Consider the following 13443-nt stretch of genomic DNA (forward strand, 5'->3'; position numbering starts at 1 on the left):
GCAAGAGTCCGGCAAGCTGCCGCCACCGGTCCCGCGGCGGGTGGCACCCCGGACCCTCGAACGTGTACTACCTCCGGGTAGCACTGGTGGGCCCCCGGAGCCGGGCCTAGGGTCGGCCGCAGGAGGCCCGCCGGACCGGTGGGGCCGTCGGCGACCGTGGCGGTTGCGGCCACGGCTCTGGATCGGAGCGATGCCCGATGATGTCCAAGTACTCCCCGCTGACCGCCCTCCGGTCCGACGCGGACAGCGAGACCCTCGACGCGCTGGTCAGCTCCTCCCGACGGCTGCGCCGGTTCTGGCCCCAGGTCGCGGCCGGGCCGGAGCCCGCCGCCGCCCCCGTCTCCGTCGGCGTCCGGGTGCCGACCGGGGCGCAGCGGCTGGTCGCCGGGATGGCCGAGTACGGCCTCTGAGGGGAGGGGGAACCGGATCCGACCGGGGCACGTCACATCCGCGCGGAACGGCCGGGACGGCGCCGCTGAGCCCTCGGGAGGATGTGCAGATGGATCTGGAGACGATGCCCCGCCGCGGTCGGCGGGCGGTTGCCCTGGCAGTGGCCGCGTTGGCGGCGGTGGTGACCCTGGCCGGCTGCAGCGGGGCCGGCAAGGGCTCCGGGGACTCGGCGGCGAGCAGCGCCACGGCCTCCGCGAGTTCCCCGGCCCCGGCGAGCGCCTCCCCGCAGGCCCCGACCGCCTCCGGTTCGCCGTCCGCGGGGGCCGCGACGGCGAGCCCGTCGGGCCAGGCGCCGACCGGCTGGTCCCCGACGCCGGCCGAGCCCGCCCCCGGGCGGCCCTCCACGGCGGCCACTCCCCCGGTCAACGGGATCGCGCCCGGCGAGCCGGACCCGGCCGGTAACGGGACGGCCAACCCCAATGTGCGGCCGCCGGTCAGCTACCGGCTGGACGGCAGCAACAAGCTGACCGTCTACTTCTTCGGCGGGGTCTGCACCACCTACGCGGTGAAGGCGGACGAGTCGCAGCAGGGCCAGGTGGGCGTCACGGTCGTGCCCGGTCCGCCGACCGTCCAGCCGGGCCACGTCTGCACCGCGATGGCCAAGCGGCAGGCCGTCTCCGTCGACCTGCGCTCGCCGCTGGCGGGGCGGACGGTGGTGGACCGGACGAGCGGCCAGGAGGTGCCGATGGAGGGCGACCCGCACGCGGGCCTGGACCCGGTGACCCCGGACGGCGCGGCGCGCTAGGACAGGCCCTGGTGGTGCCGCTGGAACCGCTGGAACGCGAAAGGCGGCCCCCGGGATGTCCCGGGGGCCGCCTCACCGCTTCCCGCTCAGTGAGCCTTCGGCTCAGCTGAAGGAGTCGCCGCAGGCGCAGGAGCCGGTGGCGTTCGGGTTGTCGATCGTGAAGCCCTGCTTCTCGATGGTGTCGACGAAGTCGACGGTGGCGCCGCCCAGGTACGGGGCGCTCATGCGGTCGGTGACGACCTTGACGCCGCCGAAGTCCTTCACCACGTCGCCGTCGAGCGAACGCTCGTCGAAGAACAGCTGGTAACGCAGGCCGGAGCAGCCGCCGGGCTGGACGGCGACGCGCAGCGCGAGGTCCTCGCGGCCTTCCTGCTCCAGCAGGGCCTTGACCTTGGCCGCGGCGGCATCGGTGAGGAGGATGCCACTCTCGACGGTGGTCTCGTCCTGGACGGTCATCTGCTTTCTCCCGGTCTTTGACGACGGTCTGCCGCCAGTGCCAACCAACGACCCTCCGGTTTCATTTCCCGGACGGCGATGGAATTCTTCGGCCTGTTCGACGGCGGATCTTCCGTGGGCCGGGTATGCCACCCGTGTCCCCATACGCTTCCCATGCTCGCACAACCCGGGAGGACGGGTCACCGCCCAGGTCGTGGATCCGGCTGAACGGCCCCCGCGGCCGCGCCCCGGGCGCCAGGATGGTCGGCATGATCCTTCGCCAGGTCAGGGACACCGCCGCGGACGCGGAGGTCGTCTCGGAGCTGTCCCTCGCCGCGTTCGCCGCACCGTCCGCCGACCCCGCGCGGCCGCCGACGCCGACGCCGCTGCAGCTGGCCAGGACCAGGCACCTGGCGCGCACCGATCCCGGGGGCTGCTGGCTGGCGGAGAGCGGCGGGCAGGCGGTCGGGGTGGTGCTGTCGATGCGCCGCGAGGGCCTGTGGACGCCCTCGCTGTTCGCGGTCCGGCCCTCGGCGCAGGGCCAGGGGGTCGGACGGCTGCTGTTCGAGCGCGCGCTGGCCCACGCCCGGGGCTGCCTGCGCGGGATGGTCTGCGCCGCCGACTCCCCGGCGGCGGCCCGCCGCTACCGGCTGGCCGGGTTCACCCTGCACCCGGCGATGCGGCTGACCGGGCGGGTGGACCGGGAGGGGCTGGTCGACCCGGGCGACATACCGGTGCACCCGGGCACCGCCCGTCACCTGCACCTGCTGGACTCGGTGGACCGCCGGCTGCGCGGGTCCGCTCACGGGCCCGACCACGAGCTGATGCTCGGGCACTTCGAGGAGCTCCTCGTCGCCGACGCGCTGGCCGGCAGCGGCTACTGCTACCGGGACGGCGGCACGGTGCGGCTGCTGGCGGCGACCAGCAAGCGGATCGGGGCCCGGCTGCTGCGGGAGGCGCTGGCCCGGGTGCCGGACGGGGTCGAGGCGCGGGTGGAGTACCTGACCGCCGAGCAGGAGTGGGCGCTGGACGTCGGGCTGGAGGTCGGGCTGACCCCGGAGAGCAGCGGCTTCGTCGGGGTGCGCGGGATGCGGCCGCCGAGCCCGTACCTGCCGAGCGGGGCGTTCCTGTAGCGCGAACGGCCGGCGAACGGTCGGCGGTCCGTAAGGCTCGGAGCGCGCACGGCTGAGCGCGTACGGCTGAGAACGCGTACGGCTGAGAACGCGTACGGCCCCGACCGGCGGACCGGTGGGGGCCGTACGGACGACGGGGCCTCGATCAGGCCATGGTGTCCAGGATCTCCTTGACCATCGCCATGGTCGTGCCCGGGTGCAGGAAGGCGAAGCGGGCGACCGTCTCGCCGTCCCAGCCGGTCGGGGTGACGAAGCCGATCTGGTCCGCGAGCAGCTGCTGCGACCAGCGGTAGTAGTCGTCGTTGGTCCAGCCGGTGCGCTTGAAGCAGACGGCGGAGAGCTGCGGGTCGAACAGCAGCTCCAGGTGCTCCGTGTCGCGGATCAGCTGGGCGGTGTCCCGGGCCAGCTGGAGGCCGGTCTCGATGGCGTCGGTGTAGGCCTGGACGCCGTGGACCGCCAGCGAGAACCAGAGCGGCAGGCCGCGGGCGCGCCGGGTCAGGTGGTAGGCGTAGTCGGTGGGGTTCCACTCGTCGCCCTCGGTGTGCAGGACGTCCAGGTAGGAGGCGTCCTGGGTGTGCACGGCCCGGGCGAGCTGCGGGTTGCGGTAGATCAGCGCGGCGCAGTCGAAGGGGGCGAACAGCCACTTGTGCGGGTCGACCACGAAGGAGTCGGCGTGCTCGATGCCGTTGTAGCGCTCGCGCACCGACGGGGCGAACAGGCCCGCGCCGCCGTAGGCGCCGTCCACGTGGAACCACAGGTCGCGCTCGCGGGCGACCTCGGCCAGGCCGGCCAGGTCGTCGACGATGCCCTCGTTGGTGGTGCCGGCGGTGCCGACGACGGCGATCACCGTCTCGGGGTTCGGGTCGGCGGCCAGGGCGGCGCGCAGCGCCTCGCCGGTGAACCGGCGGTTCACGGTCGGCACCTTGAAGGCCTCGACGCCGATGATGTTGAAGGTGTTCTTGACCGAGGAGTGCACCTGGTCGGCGACGGCGATCCGCAGCCGGGCCTCGGGGCCGACGCCGAGGCGGCGGCGGGCGGTGTCGCGGGCGACCACCAGGGCGGAGAGGTTGCCCGCCGAGCCGCCGGAGACGAAGCAGCCGCCGGCCGAGGCGGGCAGTCCGGCCCGGTCGGCGATCAGGCGCAGCACCTGGTTCTCGGCGGCGATGGCGCCGGCCGCCTCCAGCCAGGAGATGCCCTGGAGCGAGGCGCAGGAGACGACCATGTCGAACAGCAGCGCGGCCTTGGTCGGGGCGCACGGGATGAAGGACAGGTAGCGGGGGCTGTCGGCAGAGATGACCGCGCGGGACAGCTCGTGGTCGTACAGCTTGAGCACGTCGGCCGGGTCGTTGCCGTCCTGGTTGAGCAGGCCGGCCAGCTGGGTGCGCAGGTGCTCGCCGTCACCGGGGTGGTCGAGCGGAACGGGGTCGTACTGCAGCCGCTCCCGCATGTAGTCGAAAACCAGGTCGACCAGTTCGTTGTCGGGCCGGTGCATGCGGTCGGGTGCTGCGGACACGGCTGTCCCTCTCGGCTGTGGGTGTCGGGGGGATCCGGTCCGCGGGACGCCTCACCGCGCTGACCGGACGTGATCAGCGTAGGCAGCGGCGGCGCTCCGCCGCGCGTCGGAACGCGGCTGGTCAGGCAGGTTTCGAGCGTCTTCGGAGGGGACCGCGCAGGATTCCTGCGTACCCCTGCGCGGGTCAGCCGATCAGCTGGGAGAGGACCACCGAGGAGCGGCTGCGCTGGACGCCGGGCTCGCGCCGGATCCGCTCGATGACGGCCTCCAGGTGGCGCATGTCGGCGGCCCGCAGGTGGACCAGGGCGTCCGGGTCACCGGTGACCGTCCAGGCGGCGACCACCTCGGGGAACTGGCGCAGGCTTGCCAGGATCTCCTCGGGGGCGGTGCGCTCGCGGCAGTAGACCTCGACGAAGGCCTCGGTCTGCCAGCCGAGCACGGCCGGGTCGAGCACCACGGTGAAGCCCCGCACCACGCCGCGCGCCCGGAGCCGGTCGATCCGGCGGCGCACGGCGGTGGCGGACAGGTTCACCTGGAGACCGATCTCGGCGTAGGAGGCGCGGCCGTCGCTGCCGAGGCGGGCGAGGAGCTGCCGGTCGGTCTCGTCCAGGTCGGCCCCGATCACCTCGTGCGCTCGGCTGCTGGTCATCGGTGCGGGGCTCCACGGGTCGTGCGGGGGGATCGAGGGGGCGTCCCGGCGGCCGGTGCTGTCGGCGCCGCTGCCGAAACGGTTCGCCACCCATTCTGGCGGATGAGTTGAACGAGTTCATCGCCGACGGATGACGGCGAGGAGGCGGTCACTCCACCAGGAGGACGATCTTCCCCCTCGTGCGGCCCTCGGCGCTGAGGGCCTGGGCGGAGGCGGCCTGGGCCAGCGGGAAGGTGGAGGCGACGGTGACGGTGAGCCGGCCGTCGTCGGCGAGGGCGGCGAGTTCCGCCAGGCCCGCCGCGTCCGGGCGGACCCAGACGTAGTGGCCGCCGAGGGCCTTGACCCCGAAGTCGGTGATCGAGGCGATCCGTCCCGGGTCGGCCACCAGGTCCGTCGAGACCTGGACGGCGCCGTGGCCGACCAGGTCCAGGGCCGCGTCCACACCGTCCGGGGCGAGCGCCCGGACCCGCTCGGCCAGGCCCTCGCCGTACGTCACCGGCTCGGCGCCGAGGCCGCGCAGGTAGTCGTGGTTGCGCTCGCCCGCCGTGCCGATCACCCGGGCACCGCGGGCCCGGGCGATCTGGACGGCCAGGTGGCCGACCCCGCCGGCCGCGGCGTGCACCAGGACCGTCTCCCCCGCCCCGATCCGCAGGGCGTTGAGGCTCTGCAGAGCGGTGAGCCCGGCCAGCGGCAGGCCGCCGGACTGCGCCCAGTCCAGCGCGGCGGGGCGGCGGGCGAGGGTGCGGACCGGGGCGGAGACCAGTTCGGCGTAGGTGCCGTGCTCGACGGCGTCCTTGCGGACGTAGCCGTACACCTCGTCGCCGGGGGCGAACTCCGTCACCCCGCCACCGACGGCGCGGACCACGCCCGCCACGTCCCAGCCCATGACCAGCGGGAAGTGCACGTCCAGCAGGCCGTCCAGGGCGCCGTCGCGGACCTTCCAGTCCACCGGGTTCACCCCGGCCGCCCGGACCTGCACCAGCACGGAGTCGGGTCCGACCTTGGGGTCCGGGAGGTCGGTGTACTCGACGACCTCGGGACCGCCGTAGTGGTTGATCGCGATTGCTTTCATGGGCCCAGCCATACCCGTGGGCTTCGAAATATCGATTCGGCGACGGCGGGAAGCATCCGTTTCGCCGAGCGGTTCTCGTCACATCGACAGGATGGCCATCGTCACTCTGACGCTAACCGGTTAGAATAGATAGCGTCAGATAGACGAAAAGGCCCCACCGCTAGCTCGGCCGCACAGAAGGGCACCCGCCCGTGACCACGACCATCACCGAGACCTACGGCGTCGACCCCACCCCGACGCCGCTCGCTCTGCTGCTGCTCGGCCGGGAGGCCGACCCGAACAGCGAGCGCGGAGTCGAGTGCCCGGGCGACCTCCCCCCGGCCTCCGACCCCGACCTGGTCGAGCGCGCCCGGGCGGCCAAGGCCGCGCTCGGCGACCGCGTCTTCATCCTCGGCCACCACTACCAGCGCGACGAGGTCATCGAGTTCGCCGACGTCACCGGCGACTCGTTCAAGCTCGCCCGCGACGCCGCCGCCCGCCCGGAGGCCGAGTACATCGTCTTCTGCGGCGTGCACTTCATGGCCGAGTCCGCGGACATCCTCACCAGCGAGCGGCAGCAGGTCGTGCTGCCCGACCTCGCCGCCGGCTGTTCGATGGCCGACATGGCCACCGCCGAGCAGGTCGCGGAGTGCTGGGACGTCCTGACCGACGCCGGCATAGCCGACGTGACCGTCCCGGTCTCGTACATGAACTCCTCCGCCGACATCAAGGCCTTCACCGGCAAGCACGGCGGCACCATCTGCACCTCCTCCAACGCCCAGCGCGCCCTGGAGTGGGCCTTCGAGCAGGGCCAGAAGGTGCTCTTCCTGCCCGACCAGCACCTCGGCCGCAACACCGCCGTGCGGGACATGGGCCTCTCGCTGGACGACTGCGTCCTCTACAACCCGCACAAGCCGAACGGCGGCCTGACCGCCGAGCAGCTGCGGGACGCCAAGATGATCCTCTGGCGCGGCCACTGCTCGGTGCACGGCCGGTTCAGCCTGGACTCGGTGAACGACGTCCGCGAGCGGATCCCCGGCGTGACCGTCCTGGTGCACCCCGAGTGCAAGCACGAGGTCGTCACGGCCGCCGACATGGTGGGCTCGACCGAGTACATCATCAAGGCCCTGGACGCCGCAGAGCCCGGTTCCAAGTGGGCCATCGGCACCGAGCTGAACCTGGTCCGCCGGCTGGCCAAGGCGCACCCGGACAAGGAGATCGTCTTCCTGGACCGCACGGTCTGCTTCTGCTCGACCATGAACCGGATCGACCTGCCGCACCTGGTCTGGGCGCTGGAGTCGCTGGTCGAGGGCCGGGTGCCGAACGTGATCACCGTCGACCCGGAGACCGAGAAGTACGCCAAGGCCGCGCTGGACCGGATGCTGGCCCTGCCGTAGTCCGGCCGCGCCGCGCGGGTCGCGCGCACCGCGCGAACGAAGGGCGGGTCCCCTCCCACCGGAGGGGACCCGCCCTTTCGTCTGGCAGCGGCCGCGCGGCCTACTCGTACTCGGGGAACCCCGGGATCACGCCCTCGCCCTCGGAGAGCAGCAGGGCGCGGACCTCGTCGAGAGTGGCCTCGGCACTCGGCAGGATCAGCTCGGACGGCTCCAGCGAGTCGTCCGGCAGCCGGATGCCGTGCAGCTTCACGGCGTCCAGCAGCTTCCCGTAGGCCTGGCGGAAGTTCTCCTCGTCGCCCGACTCCACCGCGGTGAGCAGCTCGTCGTCGAGCTGGTTGAGCAGGTTCAGGTGGTCGTCGCCCACCTCGTACTGCCCCTCACCCATGACCCTCATGATCATGCCGTGCGTCTCCCTGGTCCTCGTGGGGGTCGAGCTGAGGTCACTTGTTGTAGTTGATGCGCGGGGTGTCCTGCGACTGCGCGTCCTGCGGCTGCTGGGGCTGCTGGGCCGGCTTGCCCTGCTCGATCGCGGCCGGACCGGCGGCGGGGCCACCGGACAGCTCGGCCTTCATCCGGGCCAGCTCCAGCTCGACGTCGGAACCGCCGGCCACCCGCTCCAGCTCGGCCTCGATGTCGTCCTTGCGGCCGAGACCGCTGGCGTCGTCGAGCGCGCCGGAGGCCAGCAGCTCGTCGATCGCGCCGGCCCGGGCCTGCATCTGCGCCGTCTTGTCCTCGGCACGCTGGATCGCCAGGCCGACGTCGCCCATCTCCTCCGAGATGCCGGAGAAGGACTCGGCGATGCGGGTCTGCGCCTGCGCCGCGGTGTAGGTGGCCTTGATGGTCTCCTTCTTGGTGCGGAAGGCGTCCACCTTGGCCTGGAGGCGCTGGGAGGCGAGGGTGAGCTTCTCCTCCTCGGCCTGCAGCTGCTGGTACTGCGTCTCCAGGTCGTTGATCTGGGACTGCATGTTGGCCTTGCGGGTCAGCGCCTCGCGCGCGAGGTCCTCGCGGCCGAGGGACAGCGCCTTGCGGCCCTGGTCCTCGTACTTCGCGGACTGCTGCTGGAGCTGGGTCAGCTGGAGTTCCAGGCGCTTGCGCGAGGTCGCGACGTCCGCGACACCACGCCGTACCTTCTGCAGCAGTTCGAGCTGCTTCTGGTAGGAGTAGTCGAGCGTCTCACGGGGATCCTCCGCCCGATCCAAGGCCTTGTTCGCCTTGGAGCGGAAGATCAGCCCCATACGCTTCATGATTCCGTCGCTCATGGGCCTCGGGTGCCCCCTTCTCCGGCCTGCGGTCTTAATCTCGTTACCAGACACGACGAGTGTATGTGCAGCGAGCCCGTCGCCGCAGTGCACCTGCCTGCAACAAGACTGCTACAGCGACCAGCGGCAGTTCCTCATCCCCGGGGTGGATCCGCCTCTCATCCTCCCCATGGTCCATCCGACTGATCCCCTACGGGAAGGGGCCGGGAACCCCGGTTCGCGACTCGGCCGGACGGATCGATATGCGTTTGGGTCCGAGGGGACCCGTGGTCGCCGCGCCGCACCCCGTACGCTGGGGGTGTGTTCCGACGCCGTTCAGATGATGCCGCCGCCTCCGCCACCGTGCTGGAGAAGCAGGACGAGACGCCCCAGGCCCGCCACCCGCAGGCCAAGAAGGGCCGCCCCACCCCCAAGCGCAGCGAGGCCGAGGCCAACCGGCGTACCCGGGTCACGGTGCCCAAGGACCGCAAGGAGGCCTCCCGCCAGGCCCGCGACCGGATGCGGGTCGAGCGCGAGAAGCAGCGCCAGGCGCTGATAGACGGCGACGAGCGCCACCTGCCGGCCCGTGACAAGGGCCCGGTGCGCAAGTTCGCCCGGGACTACGTGGACTCCCGCTGGTCGCTCGCCGAGTTCTTCCTGCCGGCCGCCGTGGTCATCCTGGTGCTGAGCATCATCAAGGTGCCCACCCTGCAGCTGCTGTCCACGCTGCTGTTCCTGCTGTTCTTCGTCATGGTGATCCTCGACTTCGCGCGCCTCGGCTTCGGCCTGCGCAAGCAGCTGGGCGAGCGCTTCGCCGGGCAGAACACCCGCGGCGTGGTCGCGTACGGCATCATGCGCACGCTGCAGATGCGCCGGCTGCGCCTGCCCAAGCCGCAGGTGCGGCGCGGGGAGAAGCCCTGACCGCCGAACCGGTGGACTCCGGCTGGGCCCCGCCGTCCTGGGAGGGGCCCGGCCTCTACGCCCTGCCCGGGCAGGGCGGCACGCTCCCCGGCCAGGGCGACGGCGGGCACGACCGGCTCGGCCAGGAACGCCGGCTGCCCTCCCGCAGCGGCTCCTTCGCCGGCGGCACCGGCGCCTGGCTGGACCGGCTCGGCGGACTGCGCAACTTCGTCCGGCAGGAACTCGTCTCCCGGCAGCTCGCCGAACAGCTCGCAGGCCGCACCGCGCAGCGCGTCCTCGACATCGGCTGCGGGCAGGGCACCCAGGCCCTGCGGCTGGCCCGGGCCGGCCACTACGTCACCGGGATCGACTCCGACCCGGTCGCACTCGGCGTCGCCCAGGGGGCGCTCGCCGAGGAGCCGCCCGAGGTGCGCGGCCGGATGCAGCTGCTCAGCGGCGACGGCCACCAGTGCGGGCGCTGGTTCGGCCCGCGCAGCTTCGACGTGGTGCTCTGCCACGGCGTCCTGATGTACCTGCCCGACCCGGACCCGATGATCGCCTCGCTGGCCCGGCTGCTGGCGCCCGGCGGACTGCTCTCGCTGCTGGTCCGCAACCGCGACGCGCTCGCGCTGCGGCCCGCCGCCGCCGGGGACTGGCGGGCCGCCCTGCACGCCTTCGAGAGCGACCGGTACTACAACCGGCTCGGGCTGGCCGCCCGCGCCGACCGGCTCGCCGACCTGTCCGTCACCCTCTCCGAGGTGTCCGTGCCGCTGCGGCACTGGTACGGCGTCCGGGTCTTCACCGACAACGCGCCCGACGACGCCGCCCCGCCGGTGGACGGGCGGCAGCTGGCCCAGCTGCTGGAGGCCGAGGACCGGGCCGGCCGCACCGACCCCTACCGGCAGGTCGCGGCGCTGCTGCACGTGATCGGGTCGAAGTAGGGCCCGGGGCCCCGGGGGCTCAGCCCTCGTGCAGGCTCATCGCGTAGACCTTGCCGCCGTCCTCCAGCAGGACCGCGGTGTCCACGCCCTCCTCGGCGAGCTGCTTCCAGGTCTCCCCGATCCAGGTCTCGGCGTCGCCCTGGCCGGCGAACTCCTCCTGGCCGAGGCTCGACGTCACCGCGCTGCCGTCCGCCTTCTCGTACCGCCACGTCCAGACCATGCCCGGCTCCTCCCACTGACGCTGCCTGCCTTGTGTGCTGCGCACCATAGCTTGCCCGGCCCGATCTTCCGTATGCCTGTCCGGCAGGATGGTCGCCATGGCGACCCACCCCCCGCTCCCCCGCACGCTGCTGCTCGGCGGCGCGCGCTCCGGCAAGTCCACCCGCGCCGAGCAGCTGCTCGCCGACCGGCCGGACGTCCTGTACGTGGCCACCGGCGGCACCCGGGACGGCGACGCCGAGTGGGCCCAGCGGATCGCACTGCACCGGGACCGCCGGCCGGACAGCTGGCGCACCGCCGAGACCTGCGAGCTGGAGGCCGTACTGGCCGACACCGCCGACCCGGCGCCGGTGCTGATCGACTGCCTGGCGCTGTGGCTGACCGCGGTGATGGACGAGTGCGACGCCTGGGACGACGAGGCCTGGGCGAACGGGGCCGAGGAGGCGGTGCAGCGCCGCTGCCGGTCGCTGGCCGCGGCCTGGGCGGCCACCTCGCGCACGGCCGTCGCGGTGAGCAACGAGGTCGGCATGGGCGTCGTCCCCGCCACCGCCGCCGGGCGGCGCTTCCGCGACACCCTGGGCCGGCTCAACATGGCCGTGGCGGATGCCTCGGAACGGGTGCTCCTGGTCGTCGCGGGACAGGTTCTGACGGTCAAGCCCGGCCCGCACACCTGCGGCGTGTAGCCTTCCGGTCGATGGACACGACCGTGGATCTCGATACGTTCTCCTCGCTCGTCGAGCGCCCCGACGACAGCGCCCGGCGCGCCGCCGAGGAGCGCTGGCAGGAGGCCGGGCGGCCGCGCGGCGGCCTCGGCAGGCTGGAGGAGCTGGGCAGCTGGCTCTCGTCCGTGCAGGGGCGCTCCCCCGTGCGGCCGGTGTCGGCGCCCAAGGTGCTGCTGTTCGCCGCCGACCACGGCGTGGCCGCGCTCGGGGTCTCCCGGCTGCCCGCCCGGGGCGGCACCGCGGCCCGGGTGCGGGCGGTGCTCGACGGCAGCGCGCCGGTCGCCCGGCTGGCCGCCCGCTACGGCGCGGACCTGCGGGTGGTCGACGTCGCGGTGGACACCGACCCCGCGGACTTCCCGGACGAGGTGGTCGCCCACCGGATCCGGCGCGGCTCCGGCCGGATCGACGTCGAGGACGCGCTCACCCCGGAGGAGACCGTACGGGCCTTCCGGGCCGGCATGGCCGTGGCCGACGAGGAGGCCGACTCCGGCACCGACCTGGTGCTGCTCGGCGACCTCGGGGTCGGCTCCACCACGGTGGCCGCCGTCCTGGTCGGCGCGCTGTGCGGGACGGACGCGGCGGCGGTCTGCGGACGCGGCTCCGGCATCGACGACCGGGTGTGGATGGTCAAGTGCGCCACCATCCGGGACTCGCTGCGGCGGGCCCGGCCGGTGCTCGGCGACCAGCTGGCACTGCTCGGCGCCACCGGCGGGGCGGACTTCGCCGCCATCACCGGGTTCCTGCTGCAGGCGGCCGTCCGACGGCTGCCCGTGGTGCTCGACGGCGTGGTGTCCTCGGCCTGCGCGCTGGTCGCGCAGCGGATCGCCTTCCGGGCGCCGGAGTGGTGGCGGGCCGGTCAGTCCAGCGCCGAGCCGGCCCAGGCGAAGGCGTACGACCGGCTGACCCTGACGCCGTTGCAGGACCAGGGGATCACCATGGGCGAGGGCGTCGGCGCGGTGCTCGCGCTGCCGCTGCTCCAGGCGGCGGGCGACGCGCTCGCCGAGGAGGCGCCGCGGCCGTTCGTGCCGTCGGCGCCGAAGGAGCAGCCGAAGCTGCCCTCGGCGGCCGATCTGCTGCGGCGGCTGTAGCGGCGGGAAGGCCGGACGATCCGGCGACCGGGCGTCGCCGTTCGGGCTCCGGGCCCGTGGCCTTCCGCCCCGCGCGGTCCCCGCGCCCCCTTTCGGGGCGCGGGGATTCTGCTTGTCCGGGGCCCGGGGTCTTCTGTTGTGGGGTGCGGTGCGGTGAAGGAGTGGGAGTGATGGCCGACGGCGGCGAGCGGGCGACCTGGGGCGAGGGGCTGCGGTTCGCGTTCGGGACGCTGTCGGTGCTGCGGGTGCGGGTGGAGCGGTGGGACCGGGCGGCGGGGGGCCGGGCGATGACGGCGGCCCCGGTCGTCGGGGTCGTGCTGGGCGGGATCGCGGCCGGGGCGGGGGCGCTGGTGGCGTGGCGGGCGGGCGGCCTGCTCGGGGCCGTGACGGCGGTGGGCGTCCTGGCCGCGCTGACCAGGGGCCTGCACCTGGACGGTCTGGCGGACGTCGCCGACGGGCTGGGCAGCGGCAAGCCGGCCGAGGACGCGCTGCGGATCATGAAGCAGTCCGACATCGGGCCGTTCGGCGTGCTGACCCTGCTCCTGGTCCTGCTGGCCCAGGTCGCCGCGCTGGCCGGTCAGTTCGGGCACTCGGTGCCGCGCGGCGCGCTCGCGGTGCTCGCCTCGGCGGTGGCCGCCCGCTGCGCGCTCGCCCGGGGCTGCCTGCGGTCGGTGCCGGCCGCCCGTCCGGGCGGGCTCGGAGCGATGGTGGCGGGCACCGTCCGGCCCGTCGGGGCCGCAGCCGGAACGGCCCTCGCGGCGCTCGGCCTGGCCGCGGCCGGCTCGTTCGACGGGTGGTCAGCCCTGCGGCTGCCACTGGCGGTTGTGCTCGGCACGGGCTGCGCCGGGCTGCTGCTCGGACGGTGCGTCCGCCGGTTCGGCGGGATCACCGGGGACGTGCTCGGCGCCATGGCGGAGACCGCCGCGACCGGAACGCTGTTCGCCCTGGCGTTGCTCGGCTGA

General features: G+C 73.7%; 15 protein-coding genes and 1 pseudogene. 9 read left to right on the top strand and 7 right to left on the bottom strand.

Going from position 1 to position 13443, the window contains the following annotated elements:
- The first annotated feature begins 197 nt into the window (after window positions 1-197).
- Complete coding sequence (locus ACIRVF_RS10105) at window positions 198-410, top strand: hypothetical protein (RefSeq protein ID WP_402815833.1); 213 nt, start codon at window positions 198-200, stop codon at window positions 408-410.
- 89 nt (window positions 411-499) lie between these two features.
- Window positions 500-1195, top strand: a complete 696-nt coding sequence (locus tag ACIRVF_RS10110; protein ID WP_402815834.1) for a hypothetical protein — start codon at window positions 500-502, stop codon at window positions 1193-1195.
- 102 nt (window positions 1196-1297) lie between these two features.
- Here ACIRVF_RS10110 and erpA read toward each other — a convergent pair whose 3' ends face one another.
- On the bottom strand, window positions 1298-1651 hold the full coding sequence (gene erpA, locus ACIRVF_RS10115; protein ID WP_030282750.1) for an iron-sulfur cluster insertion protein ErpA: 354 nt from the start codon (window positions 1649-1651) through the stop codon (window positions 1298-1300).
- A gap of 248 nt (window positions 1652-1899) precedes the next feature.
- On the opposite strand from erpA, the gene ACIRVF_RS10120 reads away from it, so the two are divergent.
- Window positions 1900-2763: a GNAT family N-acetyltransferase gene (locus tag ACIRVF_RS10120; RefSeq protein WP_402815835.1), complete on the top strand. Its 864-nt coding sequence runs from the start codon at window positions 1900-1902 to the stop codon at window positions 2761-2763.
- A gap of 145 nt (window positions 2764-2908) precedes the next feature.
- Here ACIRVF_RS10120 and ACIRVF_RS10125 read toward each other — a convergent pair whose 3' ends face one another.
- From ACIRVF_RS10125 to ACIRVF_RS10135, 3 genes are all read right to left on the bottom strand, one after another.
- The gene (locus ACIRVF_RS10125) at window positions 2909-4276 is read right to left on the bottom strand and encodes a pyridoxal phosphate-dependent decarboxylase family protein (RefSeq protein ID WP_402815836.1); all 1368 of its coding nucleotides are present in this window, start codon (window positions 4274-4276) and stop codon (window positions 2909-2911) included.
- A 184-nt stretch (window positions 4277-4460) separates the two neighbouring features.
- A complete protein-coding gene (locus ACIRVF_RS10130) occupies window positions 4461-4925 on the bottom strand; it encodes an Lrp/AsnC family transcriptional regulator (protein WP_270147404.1) in 465 nt (154 codons plus the stop codon).
- Window positions 4926-5073: 148 nt separating this feature from the next.
- Window positions 5074-5997 carry an NADP-dependent oxidoreductase gene (locus tag ACIRVF_RS10135; protein WP_402815837.1) on the bottom strand — a complete coding sequence of 308 codons (924 nt, stop codon included), beginning with the start codon at window positions 5995-5997 and terminating at the stop codon, window positions 5074-5076.
- Window positions 5998-6188: 191 nt separating this feature from the next.
- On the opposite strand from ACIRVF_RS10135, the gene nadA reads away from it, so the two are divergent.
- Entirely contained in the window at window positions 6189-7373 is a 1185-nt protein-coding gene (gene nadA, locus ACIRVF_RS10140) for a quinolinate synthase NadA (protein ID WP_402815838.1), read from the top strand.
- 100 nt (window positions 7374-7473) lie between these two features.
- On the opposite strand, the gene ACIRVF_RS10145 is transcribed toward nadA, so the two are convergent.
- Both ACIRVF_RS10145 and ACIRVF_RS10150 read right to left on the bottom strand, forming a co-directional pair.
- Complete coding sequence (locus tag ACIRVF_RS10145; RefSeq protein ID WP_402815839.1) at window positions 7474-7773, bottom strand: hypothetical protein; 300 nt, start codon at window positions 7771-7773, stop codon at window positions 7474-7476.
- Window positions 7774-7813: 40 nt separating this feature from the next.
- Window positions 7814-8608: a PspA/IM30 family protein gene (locus ACIRVF_RS10150; protein ID WP_402816254.1), complete on the bottom strand. Its 795-nt coding sequence runs from the start codon at window positions 8606-8608 to the stop codon at window positions 7814-7816.
- 324 nt (window positions 8609-8932) lie between these two features.
- Here ACIRVF_RS10150 and ACIRVF_RS10155 point away from each other — a divergent pair, with 324 nt between their 5' ends.
- Window positions 8933-9532 (top strand): DUF3043 domain-containing protein, encoded by a 600-nt coding sequence (locus ACIRVF_RS10155; RefSeq protein WP_402815840.1) that lies wholly within the window; start codon window positions 8933-8935, stop codon window positions 9530-9532.
- Window positions 9533-9711: 179 nt separating this feature from the next.
- Window positions 9712-10452 carry a class I SAM-dependent methyltransferase gene (locus ACIRVF_RS10160; protein WP_402816255.1) on the top strand — a complete coding sequence of 247 codons (741 nt, stop codon included), beginning with the start codon at window positions 9712-9714 and terminating at the stop codon, window positions 10450-10452.
- Between the two features lie 19 nt (window positions 10453-10471).
- Here ACIRVF_RS10160 and ACIRVF_RS10165 read toward each other — a convergent pair whose 3' ends face one another.
- Window positions 10472-10672, bottom strand: coding sequence for a hypothetical protein (locus ACIRVF_RS10165; RefSeq protein WP_380415405.1), 201 nt, complete (start codon window positions 10670-10672; stop codon window positions 10472-10474).
- Window positions 10673-10781: 109 nt separating this feature from the next.
- On the opposite strand from ACIRVF_RS10165, the pseudogene cobU reads away from it, so the two are divergent.
- The 3 genes and pseudogenes from cobU to ACIRVF_RS10180 form a co-directional block, all read left to right on the top strand.
- Window positions 10782-11354 (top strand): annotated as a pseudogene (cobU, locus tag ACIRVF_RS10170) (bifunctional adenosylcobinamide kinase/adenosylcobinamide-phosphate guanylyltransferase); the annotation flags it as partial.
- 11 nt (window positions 11355-11365) lie between these two features.
- The gene (locus tag ACIRVF_RS10175; RefSeq protein WP_402815841.1) at window positions 11366-12481 is read left to right on the top strand and encodes a nicotinate-nucleotide--dimethylbenzimidazole phosphoribosyltransferase; all 1116 of its coding nucleotides are present in this window, start codon (window positions 11366-11368) and stop codon (window positions 12479-12481) included.
- A gap of 170 nt (window positions 12482-12651) precedes the next feature.
- Window positions 12652-13443 carry an adenosylcobinamide-GDP ribazoletransferase gene (locus tag ACIRVF_RS10180; protein ID WP_402815842.1) on the top strand — a complete coding sequence of 264 codons (792 nt, stop codon included), beginning with the start codon at window positions 12652-12654 and terminating at the stop codon, window positions 13441-13443.

This window comes from Kitasatospora sp. NPDC101157 (assembly GCF_044768255.1).
In the GTDB taxonomy this organism is placed as follows: domain Bacteria; phylum Actinomycetota; class Actinomycetes; order Streptomycetales; family Streptomycetaceae; genus Kitasatospora.

What these genes read in the sequence shown, in the direction of transcription:
- ACIRVF_RS10175 (WP_402815841.1), top strand. Translation starts at nt 11,366, where the DNA reads ATGGACACGACCGTGGATCTCGATACGTTCTCCTCGCTCGTCGAGCGC.
- ACIRVF_RS10130 (WP_270147404.1), bottom strand. Translation starts at nt 4,925, where the DNA reads ATGACCAGCAGCCGAGCGCACGAGGTGATCGGGGCCGACCTGGACGAG.
- erpA (WP_030282750.1), bottom strand. Translation starts at nt 1,651, where the DNA reads ATGACCGTCCAGGACGAGACCACCGTCGAGAGTGGCATCCTCCTCACC.
- ACIRVF_RS10120 (WP_402815835.1), top strand. Translation starts at nt 1,900, where the DNA reads ATGATCCTTCGCCAGGTCAGGGACACCGCCGCGGACGCGGAGGTCGTC.
- ACIRVF_RS10165 (WP_380415405.1), bottom strand. Translation starts at nt 10,672, where the DNA reads ATGGTCTGGACGTGGCGGTACGAGAAGGCGGACGGCAGCGCGGTGACG.
- ACIRVF_RS10180 (WP_402815842.1), top strand. Translation starts at nt 12,652, where the DNA reads ATGGCCGACGGCGGCGAGCGGGCGACCTGGGGCGAGGGGCTGCGGTTC.
- ACIRVF_RS10105 (WP_402815833.1), top strand. Translation starts at nt 198, where the DNA reads ATGATGTCCAAGTACTCCCCGCTGACCGCCCTCCGGTCCGACGCGGAC.
- ACIRVF_RS10145 (WP_402815839.1), bottom strand. Translation starts at nt 7,773, where the DNA reads ATGATCATGAGGGTCATGGGTGAGGGGCAGTACGAGGTGGGCGACGAC.
- ACIRVF_RS10110 (WP_402815834.1), top strand. Translation starts at nt 500, where the DNA reads ATGGATCTGGAGACGATGCCCCGCCGCGGTCGGCGGGCGGTTGCCCTG.
- ACIRVF_RS10135 (WP_402815837.1), bottom strand. Translation starts at nt 5,997, where the DNA reads ATGAAAGCAATCGCGATCAACCACTACGGCGGTCCCGAGGTCGTCGAG.
- ACIRVF_RS10150 (WP_402816254.1), bottom strand. Translation starts at nt 8,608, where the DNA reads ATGGGGCTGATCTTCCGCTCCAAGGCGAACAAGGCCTTGGATCGGGCG.